This is a genomic window from Nonomuraea rubra, from assembly GCF_014207985.1.
Lineage (GTDB): Bacteria > Actinomycetota > Actinomycetes > Streptosporangiales > Streptosporangiaceae > Nonomuraea > Nonomuraea rubra.
Genome location: NZ_JACHMI010000001.1, coordinates 9,045,803 through 9,065,902, shown reverse-complemented (window position 1 = coordinate 9,065,902; position 20,100 = coordinate 9,045,803). Strand labels below are relative to the sequence as shown.

General features: G+C 67.5%; 27 protein-coding genes and 2 pseudogenes. 15 read left to right on the top strand and 14 right to left on the bottom strand.

Annotated features, from left to right (window positions below; all coding sequences use genetic code 11):
- Positions 1 to 36 precede the first annotated feature (36 nt).
- Genes HD593_RS41320 through HD593_RS41310 form a run of 3 tightly spaced genes read right to left on the bottom strand, consistent with a single transcriptional unit; the run spans position 37 to position 1,061 of the window.
- Entirely contained in the window at positions 37 to 600 is a 564-nt protein-coding gene (locus HD593_RS41320; RefSeq protein ID WP_185107804.1) for a hypothetical protein, read from the bottom strand.
- 51 nt (positions 601 to 651) lie between these two features.
- On the bottom strand, positions 652 to 867 hold the full coding sequence (locus tag HD593_RS41315; RefSeq protein ID WP_185107802.1) for a hypothetical protein: 216 nt from the start codon (positions 865 to 867) through the stop codon (positions 652 to 654).
- On the bottom strand, positions 855 to 1,061 hold the full coding sequence (locus HD593_RS41310; protein WP_185107800.1) for a hypothetical protein: 207 nt from the start codon (positions 1,059 to 1,061) through the stop codon (positions 855 to 857). Before HD593_RS41310 ends, HD593_RS41315 begins: the two co-directional genes overlap by 13 nt.
- 183 nt (positions 1,062 to 1,244) lie before the next feature.
- On the opposite strand from HD593_RS41310, the gene HD593_RS41305 reads away from it, so the two are divergent.
- From HD593_RS41305 to HD593_RS41290, 4 genes are read left to right on the top strand one after another with little or no spacing between them, the layout of a single operon-like run.
- Positions 1,245 to 1,955, top strand: a complete 711-nt coding sequence (locus HD593_RS41305; protein ID WP_185107798.1) for an ABC transporter ATP-binding protein — start codon at positions 1,245 to 1,247, stop codon at positions 1,953 to 1,955.
- A gap of 3 nt (positions 1,956 to 1,958) precedes the next feature.
- Positions 1,959 to 2,684 (top strand): ABC transporter permease, encoded by a 726-nt coding sequence (locus HD593_RS41300; protein WP_185107796.1) that lies wholly within the window; start codon positions 1,959 to 1,961, stop codon positions 2,682 to 2,684.
- Complete coding sequence (locus HD593_RS64725) at positions 2,681 to 3,859, top strand: sensor histidine kinase (protein ID WP_221525246.1); 1,179 nt, start codon at positions 2,681 to 2,683, stop codon at positions 3,857 to 3,859. Before HD593_RS41300 ends, HD593_RS64725 begins: the two co-directional genes overlap by 4 nt.
- A 2-nt stretch (positions 3,860 to 3,861) precedes the next feature.
- Complete coding sequence (locus HD593_RS41290) at positions 3,862 to 4,491, top strand: response regulator (protein ID WP_185107794.1); 630 nt, start codon at positions 3,862 to 3,864, stop codon at positions 4,489 to 4,491.
- A 139-nt stretch (positions 4,492 to 4,630) separates the two neighbouring features.
- Here HD593_RS41290 and HD593_RS41285 read toward each other — a convergent pair whose 3' ends face one another.
- Complete coding sequence (locus HD593_RS41285; RefSeq protein ID WP_185107792.1) at positions 4,631 to 5,293, bottom strand: hypothetical protein; 663 nt, start codon at positions 5,291 to 5,293, stop codon at positions 4,631 to 4,633.
- Between the two features lie 13 nt (positions 5,294 to 5,306).
- On the opposite strand from HD593_RS41285, the pseudogene HD593_RS65365 reads away from it, so the two are divergent.
- Together HD593_RS65365 and HD593_RS41280 are read left to right on the top strand one after the other, a co-directional pair.
- Positions 5,307 to 5,435 (top strand): annotated as a pseudogene (locus HD593_RS65365) (RHS repeat-associated core domain-containing protein); the annotation flags it as partial.
- A gap of 156 nt (positions 5,436 to 5,591) precedes the next feature.
- Positions 5,592 to 6,131 carry a DUF6966 domain-containing protein gene (locus HD593_RS41280; RefSeq protein WP_246546988.1) on the top strand — a complete coding sequence of 180 codons (540 nt, stop codon included), beginning with the start codon at positions 5,592 to 5,594 and terminating at the stop codon, positions 6,129 to 6,131.
- Positions 6,132 to 7,011: 880 nt separating this feature from the next.
- On the opposite strand, the gene HD593_RS41275 is transcribed toward HD593_RS41280, so the two are convergent.
- A complete protein-coding gene (locus HD593_RS41275; RefSeq protein ID WP_185107790.1) occupies positions 7,012 to 7,872 on the bottom strand; it encodes an SDR family oxidoreductase in 861 nt (286 codons plus the stop codon).
- Between HD593_RS41275 and HD593_RS41270 the strand changes: the two genes are divergently transcribed.
- Positions 7,871 to 8,008, top strand: a complete 138-nt coding sequence (locus HD593_RS41270; protein WP_185107788.1) for a hypothetical protein — start codon at positions 7,871 to 7,873, stop codon at positions 8,006 to 8,008. The genes HD593_RS41275 and HD593_RS41270 overlap by 2 nt on opposite strands.
- On the opposite strand, the gene HD593_RS41265 is transcribed toward HD593_RS41270, so the two are convergent.
- Positions 7,990 to 8,472, bottom strand: a complete 483-nt coding sequence (locus HD593_RS41265; RefSeq protein ID WP_185107786.1) for a DUF1801 domain-containing protein — start codon at positions 8,470 to 8,472, stop codon at positions 7,990 to 7,992. The genes HD593_RS41270 and HD593_RS41265 overlap by 19 nt on opposite strands.
- A gap of 214 nt (positions 8,473 to 8,686) precedes the next feature.
- Positions 8,687 to 8,914 (bottom strand): annotated as a pseudogene (locus HD593_RS62440) (integrase core domain-containing protein); the annotation flags it as partial.
- Between the two features lie 462 nt (positions 8,915 to 9,376).
- On the opposite strand from HD593_RS62440, the gene HD593_RS41255 reads away from it, so the two are divergent.
- Together HD593_RS41255 and HD593_RS41250 are read left to right on the top strand one after the other, a co-directional pair.
- Positions 9,377 to 9,871: a hypothetical protein gene (locus HD593_RS41255; RefSeq protein WP_185107785.1), complete on the top strand. Its 495-nt coding sequence runs from the start codon at positions 9,377 to 9,379 to the stop codon at positions 9,869 to 9,871.
- Positions 9,868 to 10,017 carry a hypothetical protein gene (locus HD593_RS41250; protein WP_185107783.1) on the top strand — a complete coding sequence of 50 codons (150 nt, stop codon included), beginning with the start codon at positions 9,868 to 9,870 and terminating at the stop codon, positions 10,015 to 10,017. The genes HD593_RS41255 and HD593_RS41250 overlap by 4 nt, the downstream gene beginning before the upstream one ends.
- A 328-nt stretch (positions 10,018 to 10,345) precedes the next feature.
- On the opposite strand, the gene HD593_RS41245 is transcribed toward HD593_RS41250, so the two are convergent.
- Both HD593_RS41245 and HD593_RS41240 read right to left on the bottom strand, forming a co-directional pair.
- On the bottom strand, positions 10,346 to 10,771 hold the full coding sequence (locus HD593_RS41245; protein ID WP_185107781.1) for a DUF5709 domain-containing protein: 426 nt from the start codon (positions 10,769 to 10,771) through the stop codon (positions 10,346 to 10,348).
- A gap of 596 nt (positions 10,772 to 11,367) precedes the next feature.
- A complete protein-coding gene (locus HD593_RS41240) occupies positions 11,368 to 11,694 on the bottom strand; it encodes a GNAT family N-acetyltransferase (RefSeq protein ID WP_185107780.1) in 327 nt (108 codons plus the stop codon).
- A gap of 232 nt (positions 11,695 to 11,926) precedes the next feature.
- Between HD593_RS41240 and HD593_RS41235 the strand changes: the two genes are divergently transcribed.
- Positions 11,927 to 12,268 carry a GNAT family N-acetyltransferase gene (locus tag HD593_RS41235; protein WP_185107778.1) on the top strand — a complete coding sequence of 114 codons (342 nt, stop codon included), beginning with the start codon at positions 11,927 to 11,929 and terminating at the stop codon, positions 12,266 to 12,268.
- Between the two features lie 4 nt (positions 12,269 to 12,272).
- On the top strand, positions 12,273 to 12,890 hold the full coding sequence (locus HD593_RS41230) for a GNAT family N-acetyltransferase (protein ID WP_185107776.1): 618 nt from the start codon (positions 12,273 to 12,275) through the stop codon (positions 12,888 to 12,890).
- 86 nt (positions 12,891 to 12,976) lie between these two features.
- Here HD593_RS41230 and HD593_RS41225 read toward each other — a convergent pair whose 3' ends face one another.
- From HD593_RS41225 to HD593_RS41210, 4 genes are all read right to left on the bottom strand, one after another.
- Positions 12,977 to 13,603: a TetR/AcrR family transcriptional regulator gene (locus tag HD593_RS41225; RefSeq protein ID WP_185112439.1), complete on the bottom strand. Its 627-nt coding sequence runs from the start codon at positions 13,601 to 13,603 to the stop codon at positions 12,977 to 12,979.
- 26 nt (positions 13,604 to 13,629) lie between these two features.
- The gene (locus tag HD593_RS41220; protein ID WP_185107774.1) at positions 13,630 to 14,079 is read right to left on the bottom strand and encodes a hypothetical protein; all 450 of its coding nucleotides are present in this window, start codon (positions 14,077 to 14,079) and stop codon (positions 13,630 to 13,632) included.
- Positions 14,080 to 14,552: 473 nt separating this feature from the next.
- Entirely contained in the window at positions 14,553 to 14,978 is a 426-nt protein-coding gene (locus tag HD593_RS41215) for a GNAT family N-acetyltransferase (protein WP_185107772.1), read from the bottom strand.
- Between the two features lie 72 nt (positions 14,979 to 15,050).
- The gene (locus tag HD593_RS41210) at positions 15,051 to 15,968 is read right to left on the bottom strand and encodes an NADP-dependent oxidoreductase (RefSeq protein ID WP_185107770.1); all 918 of its coding nucleotides are present in this window, start codon (positions 15,966 to 15,968) and stop codon (positions 15,051 to 15,053) included.
- Between the two features lie 360 nt (positions 15,969 to 16,328).
- Between HD593_RS41210 and lpdA the strand changes: the two genes are divergently transcribed.
- Entirely contained in the window at positions 16,329 to 17,723 is a 1,395-nt protein-coding gene (gene lpdA / locus HD593_RS41205) for a dihydrolipoyl dehydrogenase (RefSeq protein ID WP_185107768.1), read from the top strand.
- A gap of 148 nt (positions 17,724 to 17,871) precedes the next feature.
- On the opposite strand, the gene HD593_RS65360 is transcribed toward lpdA, so the two are convergent.
- Positions 17,872 to 18,102 (bottom strand): uracil-DNA glycosylase family protein, encoded by a 231-nt coding sequence (locus HD593_RS65360; RefSeq protein ID WP_350668876.1) that lies wholly within the window; start codon positions 18,100 to 18,102, stop codon positions 17,872 to 17,874.
- 213 nt (positions 18,103 to 18,315) lie between these two features.
- Here HD593_RS65360 and HD593_RS41195 point away from each other — a divergent pair, with 213 nt between their 5' ends.
- From HD593_RS41195 to HD593_RS41185, 3 genes are read left to right on the top strand one after another with little or no spacing between them, the layout of a single operon-like run.
- On the top strand, positions 18,316 to 18,912 hold the full coding sequence (locus tag HD593_RS41195; protein ID WP_185107766.1) for a sulfite oxidase-like oxidoreductase: 597 nt from the start codon (positions 18,316 to 18,318) through the stop codon (positions 18,910 to 18,912).
- Complete coding sequence (locus tag HD593_RS64720) at positions 18,905 to 19,726, top strand: FAD-binding oxidoreductase (protein ID WP_185107764.1); 822 nt, start codon at positions 18,905 to 18,907, stop codon at positions 19,724 to 19,726. The genes HD593_RS41195 and HD593_RS64720 overlap by 8 nt, the downstream gene beginning before the upstream one ends.
- The gene (locus tag HD593_RS41185; RefSeq protein ID WP_185107762.1) at positions 19,723 to 20,043 is read left to right on the top strand and encodes a DUF6510 family protein; all 321 of its coding nucleotides are present in this window, start codon (positions 19,723 to 19,725) and stop codon (positions 20,041 to 20,043) included. Before HD593_RS64720 ends, HD593_RS41185 begins: the two co-directional genes overlap by 4 nt.
- Positions 20,044 to 20,100 lie beyond the last annotated feature (57 nt).

Below are 20,100 nucleotides of genomic sequence, written 5' to 3'. Positions count from 1 at the left end.
GAGGGCGTTCTCGACTCCGGCGAGTTGCTGGAAGGCTCAGCGGGATTCGGTGCGCTGGGCGATCTCCAGTGCTTGGCGTCCGCTGGTGATGCCTTCGTTGAGGTCTCCGATGCGGGGTTGGGTGGCGGCGATCTTCTTGTGGTCGGTCTCGTAGGAGAGGGCGTTGAGGGCGGCTTGGCCTTCGGTGATGACGCGGTTCTCGTCGCCGAGGTTGACGTAGGTGGAGAGCCGGTAGGCGGCCATGCGGGCCGGGTCCAGGAAGCGGGTCCACGCTCGTTCACGCTGGGGCCGTGCCTCTGCATACACATCTCTCGCCTGTTCCAGGCGGTTGAGCGCTTGGCGGTCGCCGAGGTCGGCATAGGAGCAGGCTTGGACGATCGGGTGTCCGCTTTCCTGGGAGGCCAGGTCGGCGATGCGGTCGAACGCGGCGGATTGGCTCGGCTGCTTGATCTCCCAGGCGATCCGTGAGGCCAGGACGGCGGCTTCGCCGGTTGTCGCGGACAGTCGGCGGCGTAGTCGTTCGGGAAGTCCGGCTGGGAGGAGGGTGCTCAGTTCGTTGAGGTGGGCGGTGAGGCCCGGGTAGAGGGAGCGGGCGGGCATGGTTTTCGAGGCGGTGGAAGCCGAGGGTGCGGGCTTCGAGGCGTTCGGCGGTCAGTCCGGCTGCGATTGAACAGGCAACGGCGGTGCGGTTGACGGTGACGTGGCGCGCCGATCTGCCGGGAGAATCCCTCCCTCGCGACACATCACGACCTTCCCGTCGCGGACACTGAGCAGCTCCGGCGCATCGTCCTCATACCAGCGCTGGTAACCGAAAAAGGACTCGTCCTTGTGGAGCCGGGCGGTCAACCAGTCGATCAGCTCGGCCACCTCGGCATGCCCGTCGGGGTGGATCTCCCAGCGGCAGGCAGCAGATCGAGAACCTCATTGACGACGATCGTCTCCTCGGTGATGTGCTCGGGCCGCGAGCCGAGACCCAGATGCCGGCGCAACTCGGCGAGCTCGGTCTCGGACAGGTCGCCACGCAGGTCCATCGCGACCAGGAGTTCGTGAATGTCAGCCACGGCCGTATCGACACGGGCCGACATGCCGGACGGGCTTGTGAGGGATTCCTTGTGAGCAGGTCGCCGTTCAGGCGCAGGAAGCCGGCAGGGGTCCGTTGCGGCGCGCTGAGCGAACCCGGCGAGCCGGCCCCATCAACCGATCGGTGGATGCCGCCGTCGTCGCCCGCCGACGATCCTCGATGCATGGCAGTCATCGAGATCAACGAGCTCACGAAGACCTACCACGGCACCCAGGCCCTGAACGGCGTCTCCCTGCGGGTGGAGCGCGGCGAGATCTTCGGTATCGCCGGCCCCAACGGCGCGGGCAAGACGACGATCGTGGAATGCGTGTCGGGCCTGCGCCGGCCCGACGGCGGCACCGTACGGGTGCTGGGCCTGAACCCCCAGAACAACCGGCGCGCGCTCCTGCAGCGCATCGGGGCCCAGCTCCAGGAGGCGGCCCTCCCCGATGGGATCAAGGTCGGTGAGGCCCTGCGGATGTACGCCTCCTTCTACGACAACCCAGCCGATTGGCGCGCCGTCATGGACGAATGGGGTCTGACCGGCAGGAAGGGAACCCGGTTCGCGAGTCTGTCCGGCGGCTGGAAGCAGCGGCTGTTCATCGCCCTGGCGCTGGTGGGGGACCCGGAGGTGGTGCTGCTCGACGAGCTGACCACGGGCCTGGACCCCGACGCCCGCCGTACCACGTGGGTGCTGATCCGCGCCATGCGCGACCGTGGGGTGACCGTCGTGCTGGTGACGCACTTCATGGACGAGGCCGAGGCGCTCTGCGACCGGATCGCGATCGTCAGCGGCGGGCGGGTCATCGCCGAGGGCAGCCCGCGGGAGCTGATCACCGAGGCGCGGGCCGCCTCGCTGGAGGACGCCTACTTCGCACTCACCGGAAGGAACTGACCCATGCGAGCCCTCAAGAACGTCATCGCCGTCGAACTCATGCTGGGCCTGCGGGACCCCATGTCGGCCTTCTTCGCGCTGGGTTTCCCGCTGATCATGCTCTGGGTGAAGCTGCGCGAGGGGAACAAGCGACTGCCCGGCGGTGCGCCGCTCGTCGACGCCACCGTGCCCATGCTGACCGTGTTCGTCATCGGGCTGGCCGGGCTGGTGGTGCTGCCCGCGACGCTGGCCCAGTACAGGGAGCGGCGGGTGTTGAAGCGGCTGCGGGCCACGCCCGCCTCGCCGGTCATGATCTTCGGCGCGCAGTGGGCCGCCCACATGGTCCTGGCCGTGCTCGGTACGGTGCTGATCGTGGGTGCCGGCGTGCTGGCGTACGGCCTGACCGCTCCCGCCAGCCTTCCCCTCGTGATCCTGGCGTGGCTGCTCGGCGCGCTGAGCCTGGGCGCCATCGGTCTGCTGCTGGGCGTGCTGGCGCCCAGCGGCCGGGCGGCGACCGTGATCGGGCTCGGGCTCTTCTTCCCCATGGTGTTCATGTCCGGCGCTGTGATCCCGCGCGAGAGCATGTCGGGCTCGATGCGGGCGATCGGTGACCTGACTCCGATGGCGCCGGCCGTCCAGGCGATTCGCGACGGTTGGGCGGGCAACGGAGCCTCGGCGGTTACGCTGGGAATCATGGTCGCTGTCTTCGTGGTGGCCGGCGTCGCTGCCGTCAGGGCGTTCCGCTGGTGAGCCGCTGGGCCCAGGCGGGCGGTGGTCACTGGGAGAAGACGCAGGCCGCGCTGCCGTACCTGCTCGTCCTGATCCCCGCGCTGTTCTCGCTGCTGCGTGAGTGGCGGCCGGAAGCCCTGGCCCTGGCGTTGTTCGCGGTGGCCTGGCACTGGTCGCTCGTGACCGCGCACCCCGGCTGGATGGCGCGGCCCTGGGTGGTGCTCGTCTACTTCGTCGTGCTGCTTGCCGCCGTCGCGGCGCTGGTGAGGATCGACACGGTGTTCACGGTGACGGGCGTGGGGATGTTTGTGCAGAGTTTCGCCCTTCTGCCGGGCTTATGGGCCTATCTCGGGGTGGCAGGGACAGTCGGCGTGCTGGTCGCCGCCCGGCCATCGGACGGCCGGACCCCCGTCGAACTGCTCGCCTCCTGCGTCGTGGGAGTGCTGATCTCCTCCATGGTCGGCCTGATCATCAAGACCATCCTGGGGCAGAACGAACGTCTCACCGAAACCGGCCTCAAACTGGCCGCCCTCGCAGAGGAGAACGCGAACCTGCAGGCCAGGCTCCTGACGCAGGCCCGCGAGGCCGGGATGCTCGGCGAGCGGCAGCGAATGGCCAGGGAGATCCACGACACCATCGCGCAGAGCCTGACCGCCATCATCACCCAGCTCGAAGCGCTCGGCGACGTGCCCGAGGCGGGCGCGCGGCTGGAGACGATACGGGCCCTGGCCAAGGAGAGCCTGACCGAGGCCCGCCGCTCGGTGCAGGCACTGCGTCCGGCGCCGCTGGAGGACGCCCACCTCGCCACCGCCCTGTCCGGGATCGCCGAGCGATGGTCGCTGGCCTCGGGCATGCCCGCCTCGGTATCCGTCACCGGCGACCCCCGCCCCCTCCACACCGAGGTGGAGAGCACGTTGTTGCGGGTGGCTCAGGAGGCTCTCGCCAACGTGGCCAAGCACGCCGCGGCCGGCCGGGTCGGGCTGACTCTGTCGTACATGGAGGATGTGGTGGCGCTGGACGTGCGTGATGACGGTTCGGGGTTCGTACGGGACCGCGCGGCGAACGGCTTCGGCCTTGTCGCCATGCGCCAGCGCGTCACCCGCCTGGCCGGCACCCTTGAGATCGAGACGGCCCCCGGCCAGGGCACAGGCATCTCGGCCACCGTTCCCGCGATCCCGGCCGACGCGGAGCGGTGACCATGCCCGTTCGCCTGATCATCGTGGACGACCACCCGATCGTCCGCGACGGCTTGCGCGGAATCCTCGACACGGACGACATCGAGATCGTCGGGGAGGCGGCCGACGGCCCCGAGGCCCTCGCCGTGGCCCTGCGAACCGCCCCCGACCTGGTGCTCCTCGATCTGCGGATGCCGAAGATGACCGGTGCCGAGGTCATCCGGCTCCTGCGCGAGCAGCAGCCAGGAATCCACGTGCTCGTGCTGACCACGTTCGACGACGACGCCGACGTCCTGCCCGCGATCGAGCAAGGCGCCACCGGCTATCTCCTGAAGGACACCCCTCGTGCGGAGTTGCGGCGGGCGGTGCTGGCGGCGGCGGCCGGGGAGACGGTGCTGTCGCCCACGGTGGCGGGAATCCTGACGCGGAAAGCGCAGGAACCGGAGCCGCGCACGTTGAGCCCGCGGGAGCTGGAGGTCATGCGGTTCATCGCTCGGGGGGCGACGAATCGGGAGGTAGCGGGCAAGCTGTTCATCACGGAGGCGACCGTGAAGACGCATCTGCTGCACGTCTTCGCCAAGCTGGGGGTCAAGGATCGTGCGGCGGCGGTCGCGGTGGCGTACGAGCTGGGTCTGCTGGAGCGGCAGCGCTGATCAGTGGGGGCGCCTTTTCATGAACTGCGTCGCCCGTGCCACACGGGTTCTCCTCAGAGTTGTGGGCTCTCGGGCATGCCGGGCTTCGCAGAGGCGAGGAAACGCAGAGGAAACACGAACCTCACGTTGCTGGTCGTCATCAGGATGCACCGTCACGCCGGTGACTGATTCGGATCGACGTGGAGAGCACAAAGCGGCAGACACACATCTTGACCGTCGGAAGTTTCTCCAGGGTGCCGGCGCCGCACTCGGAGCCGGCGCGGTCGCCTCGCTGATCGGCACGGACGCGGCAAACGCCGCTGCGGCCTCTGCTGGGAATCCCGACGAACTTCTGCGGCAAGGCGAGTTCGCAGCCGCGGAGCGTGCCTACCGGGAGATCCTTCGCAAGGAGCCGGGCAACGCCCTCGCGGCCGCCCAGATCGGCTACATCGCCCTGCTGCCCAACCGCTTCGCCGACGCTGAGACGTTCCTGACCAAGGCCATCACCCTCAACCCCGGTGACACCTCCTCCCCGCATCAACTCGGCGACTGTTTCGTTCGCCAGGACGAACTGGACCGCGCGATCGAGCCGCTGCGCGCATGGGGAAACCTTGCCGGGGTGGCGTTCGGCAAGCAGTACGCAGCCATCAACGGCAGGCCGTGGCAGGTCCACGGTGCCGACACCGCCCGGCTGCCGTTCCTGACCATGGACCCGTTGCCCGTCGTCGAGGTCCGGGCGAACGGCGGCCCGCCTAAGAAGATCATTCTCGACACCGGGGCGACGAGCTTGGGCCTGACCGTGGCCGCGGTGGAAATGGGGCACCGACCTCGGCACCCTGTCCACCGGCGCCGACTGCCCGCTACGCTTCGCCGGCCAGTACGCCGACACCGAATCCGGCCTCCACTACAACGTCTTCCGCCACCACGACCCGGCCGCCGCCCACTACATCAGCAGCGACCCGCTCGGCCTGGCGCCGGGCCCGAACCCGTTCGCGTTCGTCCACAACCCGATCACCGCCGCCACCTTCACGGGAAGCCGCCATACGACCCGCATCCTGACGGAGGACACTGTCCTGTATCGGGCCGGCAACGCGGTGAGGGAACTGGGAGAGTACTACTCCGTGCAGAAGCCGGTGGGAGTGATCCAGGCGCGTATCGACAAGGCACTTCCGCCGGTCTGGGACGACGGCAAGGAATGCCTCGTGACCACCGGCTATGCCGTCAAGATCCCCTCCGGTGTGCCAGTCTTCGAAGGAGAAGTCGCGAACCAGGGCTCCTGGTACATGGGCGGCACTGATCAGATCTACATCCGAGACCTGGAACATCCCCGGAGTAGAGGTGCTGGACTCATGGCCGCTTCGCTAGAGGAAGACCGCCTGCACACTGTGCTGCTCGCCCTGATCGAGTTGCTCGACCGCGTCGGCGAGACCGGGTGGGCCGACGCCCTGAGGCGCCACCTCCTGGAGGTCGAGGAGGCCCGTGACCGCGACTCGCCCGAACTGCTCCAGTACGCGGTCCGTCGCATCCTCAGACTCTCCGGTGGCATGGGCAGCTTCGCGGACCTGGTTCTGATGCGTGATCGGAAGGTGTTGCCAGAGCAGAACGAATTCCACAGCCTGCGAAGGCAACTGTTCGAGGTGGCCTGGGACGAGCTGCGCTAACGCGCCGCCAGGGGTGCCTGCGGACGTCGCGGCGGATGGCTGCAGGCAGGGCCTGACGCAGCATGTCGCCGGCGTCGTGGTCGATTTGGCGCACCTCCAGCAGGGCGTCCGCGAGTCGGTAGCGGTCCTCCGGCGACGGGGGCCGGCATGCGGCGGGGGCGGCGCCTCGAACCGCGGCGGCCAGCGAGGGCCAGAGCCGTACGGCGGCTTCCACGGGCAGCATCCACGCGATCTCGGCCGCTCGGTCGGTGTGCGCGGCGGTGACGAGCCCGATCACCCTCAGGGCCGCCGGATCCCAGACTGCGGCGCCGCTGAAGCCACGCTCCACGGTGCCGCCGGTGGGCCGCACGCCGCCGAGCTGCACCCAGTCGGGGCACGGGCCGCCGACGCCGTGCCGCGGGGATGGCCGATACCATGATCTTCCGGCCGTCCGGCGGTCCGCAGGCCAGCAGCGGCAGGGGACGATATCCAACGGGGAAGGGGTGGATGACCAGGTTGCAAGGTCAGCGCGGCGAAGTCCCCGTTGCCGGTGAGTGGGGGACATCGTGGTGATCGATGACCGGCTGGTGGCGGGGCTGGAGGCGGGCGGCCGAGACGATCCGTCTGCGATAGCTCTTCGCCGTGCCTCCCGGCGTTGACGGGGTCGGGCCCGGCAGGTCGCGGTCTGCTGGTCGTGGTCGCGCAACCTGCGCGACATCGCAGCCCGGCTCGTCAGCAACATCTTCCGCAAACAGGACATCACCTCGCGCCGCCAACTCAAGGACATGCGCCTGGCGTGAGGTTGTCACTTCGAGTGATACCTCCCGCGACGTCCGCCGGCGGGTGCGGGCGCACGCCGGGACCACCGGAAACGATCACGCAAGGTGTCCCGGTCCGGCCGCTAGGAGTCCTGGGTGAGGTCGGCGCGGTGGTCGGTGGCCCACTGGGCGAGGGTGCGGCCGGGCTTGCCGAGGACGCGTTCGACGTCGGGCAGGACCGGGGGCGGCTCCTCGGCGTACTCGGCCTGGTAGCCGAGCAGGTATTCGGCGATGTCGCAGGGCATCCCGGCGGTGATGTAGGAGGAGCGTGCCTGGCCGTAGGTGAGCGCTTCGAAGCGCAGGCTTCTGCCCAGTCCCTCGCCGATGGCGGCGGCCTGCTCGCGGTGGCTGAGCGCCTGCGGGCCGCTCAGCGAGTAGGCCTTCCCGGCGTGCCCGTCCTGGACGAGGGCGGCGACGGCAACCTCGGCGATGTCGGCTTCATGGATGGGTACGCCGAGCGCGTCGGGGAAGGCGCTGCGCACCACGCCTTCGGTGCGGATGGACTCACCCCACATGTCCAGCTTGTTGATGGCGAACTCGCCCGGCCGGACGTGGGTCCATCGCAGGCCGGAGGCTTCGATGGCCTGTTCGACCTGGCGCAGCATCTCGTAGCTGCCCGGCCGCCGGACGGTGACGGCCACACTGGTGAGGGTGACGATGCGGGTGAGCCCCGAGGTGACGGCCTGCCCGGCGAAGGCGGCGGCCTGCTCGGCGGCGCGGCCGGGGTCGGGGTCGAGCAGGCCGGCCAGGTAGTAGGCGCCGTCCACGCCGTCGAGTGCGGCGGGCGCGTCACTGATGTCGCCGGCCACCAGTTCCACGCCGTCGGGCAGGGCGGCGGTGGCCGGGTTCCTCGTCAGGGCGCGTACGTGCTGTCCGGCGCGCAGCAGGCGGTCGACCACGATGCGCCCGATCGTGCCGGTCGCGCCGGTCACCAGGATGGTCATGGAGGTTCTCCGATCGTGGATGGCGGACGGCCGCGGGCCGTCGATCGAGCCCGGGTGGCCGCCGGTGACCGACGTGGACATGATGATCGAACCGGCCGGTGCGGTGTCGCGTTCGCGTCAGCGCACGGCCTTCTGAACGAGCTTCCTGATCGCCGCCTCGCCGGCCTCGGTCAACCCTGTCAGGGCGTAAGCGGTCGGCCACATGCCATCGTCCTCGTCGAGATTCGCCTCCACGCTGAACCCCAGCGAGGAGTAGCGTTCCTTGTCCGCCTGCCCGCTGCGGAAGAAGCACACCACCTTCCCGCTCTTGGCGTAGGCGGGCTGGCCGTACCACAGCCTCGGCGCCAGCTCAGGGGCGGCGGCGGTGACGATAGCGTGTACACGCTCGGCCAGCGCACGGTCCGGCTCCGCCATCGCGGCGATCGCCGACAGCACCGCCGCCTCATCAGCGGCCGCCTTCTTCGCGCCTCGGCCGCCGCGTGCCGCCTCCCTCAGCTCGGTGGCGCGCGCCTTCATCGCGGCGCGCTCCTGCTCGGAGAATCCCTCCGCCGAGCGATCGTGTCCCGTCTTCTCGCCGCCGGCCTTCGATGTGCCGCTCATGACGTGTTGCTCCTTGCCAGTCGCCGGGAGGGGGGTGTCCTCACGCTATCCACACGGGCACAGGTCAGGGCTTCTCGATTCCTGACCGATCCAACGCCCCGCGACGCCGTACGCGGCTGCAGGTCCAGATTTGGTTGGAGATTTGAGTCGTGGACACGACACGACGCACAGTCGCAGGTTCGCCCTGGTCCGGCGGACGAACCAGCGGTGCGCGCTAGGTGTATTGACCCGCTGGGTTGTTGACACGGGTGATCGGTGGTCGGACGCCGAGTGTGGTGTGGCATCGGTGGTGGGTGTAGGTGTGCGGGAAGTCTGGCAGAGCGGTGGTGCGTTCGTTGTTGCTGTCGTAGGGCTGGGCGTAGGCCCATTCGTCGAGCAGGGGGCGGTTGAAGCGTTCGGCCTTGCCGTTGGTCTGGGGCCGGTAGGGGCGGGTGTGCTTGCCGGCGGCGCCGAGGTCGGCCAGGGCCTGGTGCCAGGCGGTGCCACGGCGGTGCGGCCGGAGCGGTGGCTGCGCTGGTCGCGGCCATGGATGCGCCAGCCGCCGCCGTCGGGGATGCGGCCGAGCTTCTTGACGTGGACGTGGCGAGTCCCCTTGTAGGCGGTGGGCCGCGAAAACCCATCTCAGCGGCCACATGCGCGACTGGACGTCCCGCTTGAACACGATCGACGAGCGGCTGGCGGGCATGGACGGTCAGCCGGGCGCTACGGTGGGACATGAAGCCTCCGTGCGGTGCAGATTCGACACCTTCACCACATCGGAGGCTTCTCTATTGATCAAGTCCCTCTGTTGACAACGCTCGTGGTCAATACAGCTAGAGACAGGAGGATTCATGCGCCAGGCATTCAGCCCGAGATCCACGAAGCTGTACAAGGCCCGTACCGAGAAGAGGAAGCAGAGCGCGACATGACCTTTACCGGCTGGCGCAAGATCCTGAACTTCGCCCGCATCCAATCCCGGACTGTGACGGTGCACCTGACCAGCGGGGCCGTATTCAGCGGCATCGTGGCGAGCTTAGAAATGGACCTCGTCAAGATCGATGAACACCATCCCGAGACCGGCAAGGTGCAGGAGCACAACTTTGGTATCGATGCCGTCATCGCGATCACGTTCGCCCCGGGAGGACTGATGTCGGAGGATCCACAGTTTGGCAGCCCCGAAGAGCGGGAGCGCCAGTTCACAGAACGAATGCGCGAGATCGGCCGCCAGATGGATGAATCCGCCAGCTGGGACAGCAACCTCAGCTCCGCCCTCGGCAGCGCGTTGCCGCTGGTGTACCAGCGTGACATCGCCACCGCCCGCGCCATCCTGGCCAGGCTGAACCCCGATCAGTTGCGGGCGGTATCCGCCGCCGCGAGCACGCTGGCCGGCCTCGCCGACGAGGAGCTGAGTGCCAGATGAGGAGGAACTCAATCACCTTCGCAGACCATGAACTCGCCATCGATCAATGCGAGTACGAGACCTTCGACGATGACGGCAACCCGGTCATGCGGATGACCGGGCGCAGTACCTTGTGGTGCTCGTACGGGCAGCCGCACGGCTACTGATGCCGAAGCGGTGGTGATGCGGGCAACGGTGCTGGGAAACGGGGGATGACCTCCTCCATGGCCCGCAGCTCCCCGTGCGCTGGGGCGTGATCCTGCTCGCTGGCGTCGGCACCGGTGTCGCTCTGGGTTCGCGGCCGGGCCTCTCGCGGGCGTGATGGTGTCTCGTGGGAATGGTCTGTCCGTTGGTTCCACGCGTCAGACTGGAGCTCGCCTCCGGGCTTGGGTTCCAGGGGCGATCGCAACACCTGACCCTGTGGGGGTTGCCTGACCAAGGTGCATCGGACAGGGCTTCTGGAGGATGGAGCCAGAACTGGTCCTTGAAACCCACCTACACTTCGAACTGGTCGTCGGAGACGATGTGAATCGCAGCCTCCTCCGCGGAGGCGCCCGCACGGTCGATGCCGATGTCCTCGGCCCAAAGATCCGATGACGGGTCTCCGGCATCCTGGGTGGCCCAGACGAGCCGCCCTGCCCTCAGGTATCCGACTTGGTCGTCGATGAGTTCGCCGTCGGTATCGGATGCATCACCGATCCCGTCACCGAACTCTTCGGCTGCGATGTCGGGAACCTCATGGGCAAGCCTCTGGCTGAAGGGTTCGTGGGTGCGAGCTTCGTCGGCGGTCAGCCCCCAGGCCAGGCTTCCGATGGGGCGATCCACTGGCAGATAACCCGGGCCGTCGCCGTCCTCGCCAAGTTCCTCGTCATCGAGGCTCTCCTCTGGTGGCAGCAGTCCGGGCACGTAGTCGTCCATCATTTCTCCTATGAGTGGGTTGCCTGGTCGGCTGGGCCGGGCAACGTGTGCCCGTGGGTGTCCTCGAGAATCGCGTCGCTGTCGGGTACGTGCGCTTCCGCAAGAGGGTCGTGTTCGCCCTGGCATCGTAGCGCCTTTGGGAAAGAAACGGACTATTTAGACCAGTGTCCTTGAGGGGCAGATCGGATCGTTGATCACGGAGGCGGCCGCGTACGGTCGCAGGCAGACCGGCGACGAAGGCAGTGAGCAGCGCTGGCGCGGAGCTTGGCCGTGCTTAGGTGACCGGGTCGTGGCTGAGTCGTTGGACGCTCAACCAGGCGTCGGTTGGCGTCGACCGATCTCCCGTAGCGCGAAAAGATCGGCCATTGCCGAAGGGCGCTGCGGGAGGGGTGGCTCATGGTGAAGGGGATGGTCGGCGGACACGCGACCGCTGCAGGCGCGATGACGTCGCTCAGCGTCCTCGCACCGCTCTGGTGCAGGAGAGCATGCGTGCCTGGCTCGGCCCGCGTAGCTGGAGTGCCGGGCGGCCAGAGAGTGCGCGACCAAGTCGTGGGCCCGATAGTGCTCGCTCGAGGGCCCTGCTGAGAGGACTGGGGCTCTCAGCCGGTGGCCTTCGTGCGCACCGATTCGGCGGCGGTGCGATCGGAGTAGCCTGGGTGCCGGGCGTCGATCAGATCGGTATGGGCGGTCGTTCGTGAAAGGTAGTCGGCGACAAAGGGGCACATGGCGGTGATCGTGCCCTCGCGGGCGCGGATCTCGTCGAGCACTTGCCGCACCACTGCACTCCCCACGCCCCGGTGCCGATGGCTCGACTCCACCTCGGTGTGCAGCAGGGCGTACCGGTTGGGCTTCAGGTGGGTAGTAGAGCCAGCCGACCAGATCGCGGTCGCGGTGAAGCTCGAACCGCCCTTGATCGGTGTTGTCAATCAGCACCTCGGTCACCGGCGCCTGTTCTTCGCCGCTCATCGGCTCACCCTTCCCGTGTGGAGGGACGCCGCGCCTTCGTGCACGCCTACCAGCCGGACTGTCCCATCCACGTATGACGTCTGTCTGCTGCCAACATACACGTAAGTGCCATATATTTGGACTATAAGGTCCCTTTTTCTGGCGAGGGCTGCTCGGGGCCACCACCGATGACGAACGAGGCGAGAAGTGAACATGGAGCCATCACCGGCCGCCCTTGAGGTGCACAAGGACGAGACAATTCGCCTCCGCGAGGCGCTGTCCGATGCCGGGGTCGCCGGTACCCTGGCTTCCGAGACGACCAGCGGGCGGATTACGACCGCCCACCTGTACGTGGACCCAGACCAACGGCATCGGGGCATCGCCTCCGCCTTGGCCCGCCATGCGCTGAGTCAGAGTCGAGCCGTGGTCGGCATCTACTGCGGGTTTACTGTCGACTACGTCCAGGCCTATCCGGAATGGAACGTCATGGTCGACATCAGCCGCTCAGCCTTCGCTGCCACCCGCACCACGCGAAACACGAACAGCGGGCGCTGACGTCATGGACGATCTGCACGTCACCATCGAGCCTGAGCGCATCGTCACCCTGACCCTCATCTTGCGTTCCTGGTCCGCCGAAGATGCTCAGGAAGCGTTCGAGATCTACGGGGACCCGAGAATTGCCAAGGCCATCGGCCGGCGGCAGCCTGTGCGTGATCTCGCCGAGATGCGGGAGTTGTTGGGAGACTGGGATCTGCGGTCGTCACTGAGCCCTGTGCCGCAGGGCCTGTGGGCGGTGGAAGCGGCCGACGACGGCCGGCTCCTCGGCGGCGCGACGCTGCTTCCCTTCAGCCCGCGCGATCCCCGGCTGATGATGGGGTGGCATCTGCGGCCCGAGGCCCGTGGCCACGGTGTCGCCGGCCAGATCGGCCATGCTCTGGCACACCAGGCATTTCTTGCCGCCGACGTCGACGAGGTCTTCGTCGCGGCGCCGCCCCAGAACGCCGGCAGCCTCGCCGTTGCCAAGCGTCTCGGAATGACCGTCGTCGATGACGTCGACTGGTCACACCACGGCGTAAGGCTCGAGGTGCTGCGGATGGGCCGGGCCGACCTCCACAAGATCCGGCCCGGGATCTCGCTGGACAACTCCTATGCCCCGGACGGGCTGGACGACTGGTGAGCTTGACGACGGCGCCCGACGTCCCCTCGGCCGGCAGGCTCAAGGAGAGGGGCCCCGCTCCGGGATCTCATGCCGCCGATGTTGGCTCAACCGGCAGACAAGCTCTCGATATACGCCAGCGCCATGTCGATGGAGGTCGCCATCGGTGTGACATCGCGCGCAGTCTGGGCCAGCATGTATCCGCCCTGGAGGGCGGCCATGAGCCCGGTCGCGAGTTGGTCGATCGGCGCCTCGGCCGGAAGAGTGCCCTTGTCCTGAAGCCTGCGCAACACGCCCGCCAGGAGTCCCTGCCATTCGCTGAAAAGCCGAGACAAGGCCTGGCGCCCGAGGTCGTCCTGATCGGAGACCTCGGAGGCCAGCGTGCCGAGCGCACAGCCGTAGGCACCATGCCGCAGGGCGTTGTTCTGCACCAACGCATCCCGCCAGCGTCGCAGACCTGCGATCGTCGAGACACGGCCGAGGGCATCGCGCTCACGCTCGATGACGCGTTCTCCCACGTGATCGATGACGGCGCGCACGAGCGGTTCCTTGCCGTCGAAGTGGTGGTACAGCTGCGACTTGCTCACTCCACTTGCTGCGAGCACGTCGTCGAGCGTGGTATCCCCGACTCCTTGGACGTACATCAGGTCGGCCGCTGCGGTGACGATCCTTGCCCGCGTCTTTGCGCCGCGCGCCGTCAGGCGTCTGCCAGTGTGCGAGTCAGCGGTCGTCATCACGCATTCATGTTACTGATATCGGACTACTCGTTCCCCGTCCTCGCAGGGCTGTCGTCCTCGGCTGCCGCAAAGGGCGCGAGCGCCATGTCGAGCGCGGCGTTGAGCGGCCAAGGGTCTCGTGCGATCTGACTCAGGGTGCTGCCGCCATAAAGCGCTGCAAGGATCAGCACGGCAGTCTTCTGGGCGTCGACATCGGCTCTCGAGGTCTGCGCGGAAGAGCAGCGCGAGTTTCCTGTGGCGCCCGACTGCAGCAACCGGTCCAAAGCCTCGGCGATGAGCTCGCGCCAGCGATCGAGTAAATCGGCTCGCTCGGGCACATCACCCGATTTTTGCAGGGCCAGCACGTACGGTGATCGCGGGGTCATGAGCTCCTTGACGACGCGGCGACGCCAGCCGGCCAGCTTTGCCCGGTCGGTGACGCCAGACAGAGAAGCGCTTTCGCGGGCCAAGACTTCCGCGAAGTGTGTCGTCATCAATCCCTCCCGGCCAGTCGAACCGCTCACATATTCTGCCATGGAACAGGACTAAATAGTCCAAGTATGAGTTTGATCAACATCTGGCAGCCAGGCGCGGCACAGCCTGACCACCGTGGACCGACTTTCGGTCTGTGATGGCTTGCCAGGCTGTGCCCCAGGTGACCGCTCGGCGAGCGGCCGGTCGGCACCCGGCCGGTGACCTCGGCCGAGATGAGGTTCTTCTCAAGCTGCTTGAGGTCAAGGGCCAGTTCGTGTGGGATCCGAATGGGCCGCTGATCACCGAGATCGCGCGAAGCTGCCCAGCGTCGCCGCGATCTCGATCCGCGCGTACGAGGGCGTGGGGGTGGATCCGCAAGCGGGATGCGGCGCCCTGCGTTGGCGGAGCCGGTCTCCCGGTTCGTCGCGAGCACGAAGGCGATCCGTCCCGCATCCCTACTCATAATGTCGCCTCTGCGCCACCAAAGCCAAGGTCAGCGGTGGCCTTTGGCCACTCCGGGGTGCTCGGGGTCGATGAGGTCGGTGTACTCGGGGTTGTGCTCGATGAAGGTGCGTACGACCGGGCACATGATGGTGACCGTCTTGCCTCGCGCGCGCACGTCGTCGAGGACGCGTCTGATGAGCTCGGTGGCGATGCCCTGTTTGCGGTACTCGGGGAACACCGAGGTCGCCAGCAGTACGAGCCGGTCGCGGCCGGCGACGGTGTAGGGCAGCCCGGCGATCTCGCGGTCGCCCAGGATGGCCTCGTAGATGCCTGCCCTCTCGTCATTGACGACTGTGAAGTCGAACGCGGAAGCATGGGGATCGTCGATCACCTCGTCGACGAGGACGGCCTGGTCCTCACTGAGGGTGTTTCTCCCCTCGGGGTACTCAGAGGCGTAGCTGGTTGGCTCGGTCATGGGATGCTCATTCGTTGATTACTCGTTCGCCGGCCGGGGCCGCTCATCTTGTTCTTGGGTGTGCCGAGTCCTTCAGGGACGAACGCGAATGATCGTCTTCCCCTTGATCCGCTCGGTCGGGTTGAAGGCGGCGACGGCATCGTCGAGGGTCGCCACGTTACCGATGTTCGTGCGCATCCGGCCGTCCCGGACCCGCTGGACGACCTCACCCAGTTGCGCGCGATCAGCCTCGACCACGAAGTCGACCGCCAGACCCTCGGCCGGCTGCGCCTCGGGCGGGCCGGCGATGGTCACCAGCATCCCGCCGGCGCGGACCAGGCCCGCGGACCGCCTGGCGATGTCGCCGCCGATCACGTCGAAGACCAGATCGACCCCGCCGACGTCCTCCAGGGTGTCGTTGTCCAGGTCGACGAACTCCTGCGCGCCGAAGTCGAGCGCCGTCTGACGGTCGGCGGCACGTCCGGTGCCGATGACGTAGGCTCCGGCCTCCTTCGCGAGCTGAGTCACCATCGAGCCGACTCCGCCGGCCGCGCCATGCACGAGAACGCTCTGCCCCACCTCGAAGCGGCCGTGCACGAACAGCCCCTGCCATGCGGTCAGGCCGGAGATCGGCAGGCTCGCCCCCACCGCGAAGTCGACGTCGCCCGGCAGCGGCGCGAGGTTACGCGCCTCGACGGCCACGAACTCGGCCAGGGTGCCGTCACGAGTCCACTCTGCGAGACCGAACACCCGCTGTCCCACCGACAGCCCCCTCGTGCCATAGCCGAGCGCGGTGACCACACCGGCCACCTCGTGGCCAGGGATCGACGGCGTGCGGTCCCGGCCAAGGCGATCGGTCCAGGTTCCGGGCCACGTCAGCTCGCCGGGGGTGAAACCCGACGCGTGAACCTCAACCAGAACATCGTTTCCTGCCGCCTCCGGCTCCGGCCGCTCCGCCAGCGTCATCCCAGCCGTTCCCGCAGCCTCATCCGTCACCACAATGGCCTTCATCGGTACGCCTCTCCCTGTATCAGTCGCTCGCCGACACGAAACTTCGGCTCTTCGCCTTGGTGACGCCAGACGTCGTGGTCTTACCCGGCTGAGCGGAACGATCTGCGACCGGGAACGCAGCCCCGCTGCGGCTGCGTTCGAGGCCAGGCGTCGCTGAAGCTCCGACTGCCCTTCGGTGGCCCGGCTGGTGGCTCGACGGCTCGGCGGGTGGCCGGGTTCGCTCGGATCGGTATACAGCCGGATGGCGGTGCGGCACTCTGATGCCGCTGATCGTCGCGTCCGGACCGGTCGGTGCGGCACGTCGCCCGTCGTGGACCGGCGTGACGTATGGTGCGAACGAAGCGGTCTAGGCTCTAGCCCGTGACCCATTTCGATGTCCTTGTCCTCGGCGCCGGCCCGGGGGGATACGTCGCCGCCATCCGCGCCGCGCAGCTCGGCAAGTCGGTCGCCGTTGTCGAGGAGAAGTATTGGGGCGGTGTCTGCCTCAACGTCGGCTGTATCCCGTCCAAGGCGCTGCTGCGCAACGCGGAGATCGCCCACATCATCACCCAGGAGAAGGACACCTTCGGCATCACGGGTGAGGCGACCATGGACTTCGGCGTCACCCACAAGCGCAGCCGCGCTGTTGCCGAGGCGAGTGCCAAGGGCGTGCACTACCTGATGAAGAAGAACAAGATCACTGAGATCAACGGCTGGGGCACCCTCACCGGCCCCACGTCGATCGACGTTGTCAACGACTCTCAGACCTCGTCCTACACCTTCGACAATCTGATCATCGCCGTCGGTGCCACGGTGCGGCTGGTCCCGGGGGTCACGCTCTCCGAGAACGTGGTCACCTACGAGGAGCAGATACTCACCGACCAGCTGCCGAAGTCGATCGTCATCGGCGGTTCGGGCGCGATCGGGGTGGAGTTCGCCTACGTGCTCAAGAACTTCGGGGTCGACGTCACCATCGTGGAGTTCCTGGACCGAATGGTGCCGACCGAGGACGCCGATGTGTCCAAGGAACTGCTCCGCGCCTACAAGAAGCTGGGCATCAAGGTGCTGCTGTCCACGGCGGTCAAGGGTGTCCAGGACACCGGCTCCGGCGTGCGGGTGACGGTGGCCCCCTCCGCCGGTGGCGATGAGCGGCTGATCGAGGCTGACAAGTTCCTGGCGGCCTTCGGCTTCGCGCCGCGGACGCAGGGCTTCGGCCTGGAGGCTGCCGGCATCGCGCTCACCGACCGTGGTGCCATCGCGGTCGATGCTCGCGGTCGCACCAACGTCGAGGGCATCTACGCGATCGGTGACTGCACCGGCAAGCTGATGCTCGCTCACACCGCCGAGGCGATGGGCGTGGTCGCCGCGGAGACGATCGCCGGCACGGAAACCATGGAGATCGACTTCGACATGATCCCGCGGGCGACGTTCTGTCAGCCGCAGATCGCCTCCTTCGGCTACTCCGAGGCCCAGGCCAGGGAGAAGGGATACGACGTCAAGGTCGCGCAGTTCCCCTTCTCCGCCAACGGCAAGGCCCGTGGGATGGCCGCAGGCGTCGGCTTCGTCAAGGTCGTCGCGGACGCGACGCACAACGAGTTGCTCGGTGCGCACATGATCGGCCCGGAGGTCACCGAGCTGCTACCGGCGTTGACGCTGGCCCAGCAGTGGGACCTGACGGCCGACGAGGTGGCCCGCAACATCTTCGCTCACCCGACACTGTCGGAGGCGATGAAGGAAGCCATCGAAGGCATCGCCGGTCACATGATCAACCTCTAGCCTGCTGCGGAAGTGCGGTCGAGGTCTGCGCCGGTCTACGGCATCCGCGGCCACGCACGGAGCTGCCCGAAGACCGCCGAGCATGCGGCGGTCTTCGATCGCACGGGACCGAGACGGCCCGGGTGAACTCGCGGCCCAGGGTCAGCCATTACGCCAGGGCCGCTCGCACGCGCTGACGTAGCTGGGGGAGGACCTCTGCCTCATACCAGGGGTTCTTCGCGAGCCATCGGAAGTTGAGCGGAGACGGATGCACCAGCGGCAGCACTGCCGGGAGAAAGTCCGCGAACCGTCGAACTGTCGCTGTGAGCGACTCACGAGTGCCTAGATAGTGCTGTTGCGCATGACTGCCGATGAGCAGTGTCAGCTGAATGTGGGGCATCGCCTGGAGGGTCCGCGGGTGCCAGCGGGCAGCGAAGTCGCCTTGCGTCCAGGCGCCTGTCCCGAGAGCGCGACGGACTGCGTTCGCGTTGACACCGGCTACGGCAGGACCCTACGTTTGGACTAAATCGTCCGTTGTGGGTTGCTGTCGCCAGCGACCCCGACCGTGAGACGACCACCACTAGAGACCGTTGAGTCTGGAAGAGAGCACAGGGTGACAATCTCCCGTGGCTTCTTCGGCCATCACGATCCGCGTGCCGTCGATCTGCCGCCCGGTCAGCATCTGACCCACGGATTCCCCGTGCTGACGGCTGGGCCGACACAGCTGATCTCGACGGAGGTGTGGAGCTTCACCATCACGCCTGAGAGTGACAAGCCGAGGCGGTGGAGTTGGAACGAGATGATGGCCTTGCCCTCCGAGGAGATCAACGTCGATATCCACTGCGTGACCCGGTGGACGAAGCTCGGGACCCACTGGCGGGGCGTGGCGCTCGACACCTTCTTCGAGGAGATCGACACCGACAACGAATACGCGATGGTGCATTCGTACGGGGGCTACACCACGAACCTCCCGTTGGAGGACCTTGTCGGGGGCAAGGCCTGGATCGTGTACGAGTATGAGGGAGAGCCGCTTCATGCCGAGCACGGTGGTCCGGCCAGGCTACTGGTGCCGCATCTCTACTTCTGGAAGTCCGCGAAGTGGGTGAACGGCATCACGATGCAGCGCTCCGACGAACCGGGCTTCTGGGAAGGCTTCGGCTATCACAACTACGGGAACCCGTGGCGCGAGGAGCGCTACGCCGGTGACTGACACGAATGCGACGGAGGGTCAGGCCGACAGCTCTGCAGAGGAGACTCCGCCAGCAGGGAATCACTGGCGCAAAGCAACGCTTATCGGTGTGCACCCGCAGTCCTGGCATTCTCGGACACTCGTTCTGGACGTCCCCGGCTGGGCCGGGCATCTGCCCGGTCAGCACGTAGACGTACGTCTCACAGCCGCGGACGGCTACTCGGCGCAACGGAGCTACTCGCTGGCGGAGCCTGCCACGCCCGACCGCGTCGCCGTCACTGTCGACCTCCTGCCCCACGGAGAGGTCTCGCCGTACCTGGTGGAGAGCATGGAGCTCGGCGACGAGCTCGATGTGCGCGGGCCCATCGGTGGATGGTTCGTCTGGGAGCCGGGGGATCCGTCCATCGGAGACGGCCCGGTACTCCTGATCGCCGGCGGATCAGGGGTGGTACCGCTGGTCACCATGCTGCGAGCCAGGAAGCGAGCAGTGGATTCGACGCCGACGATGCTCGTGTATTCGCTTCGCGGCCCTCGCGACCTCATGTACGGGCCTGAGCTGGAAGAGATGTCGGCCGATCTGTCCGCGCCAGGATCCGCCGAAGTGCGCCTCGTCTACACGCGCAAGGTCCCCGGCGGGCACCCCCGTCCCGCCTCACACCTCACGGTCGAGGACATCAAACCTCCGTCCGCATGGCCGGAGCCCTTGGCGGCCCGGGTCTACGTGTGCGGCTCCTCTGGCTTCGTTGACCACGCCGCAGGACTGCTCCACAAGGCGGGATACCCCGACGATCGCATACGCACGGAACGATTTGGACCAACAGGAGTTGATCGATGACCTCGGATCTCTCGACCCCGGCCGCGCCCGATGGCGGCGCCGAGTCAGGCGCGGTCTTGGACGGCAACGCCGCTGCCGGCGATTTCGCCGGGATCCTCGCAAGCGACCCGACCACCGTCACGGTCCGCTGCGGAAGCTGCGGCTCCACACAAGCATTCGGACAACTGTCGGCATGCCTGGGCGGACCGGGAACTGTGCTGCGCTGTCGCCAGTGTGAGGCGATGGTCGCCCGCGTGGCCAAGACACCACAGGGCACGTGGCTCGATCTCTCGGGCTCCAGCTCATGGTTGTTCCTGCCCGCCCCAGGTCCCGCCTGACCGCGACCGCCGGGCGGCCAACCCGATGGGCTCACCCCTCATCCGCCCGGCTGTGCG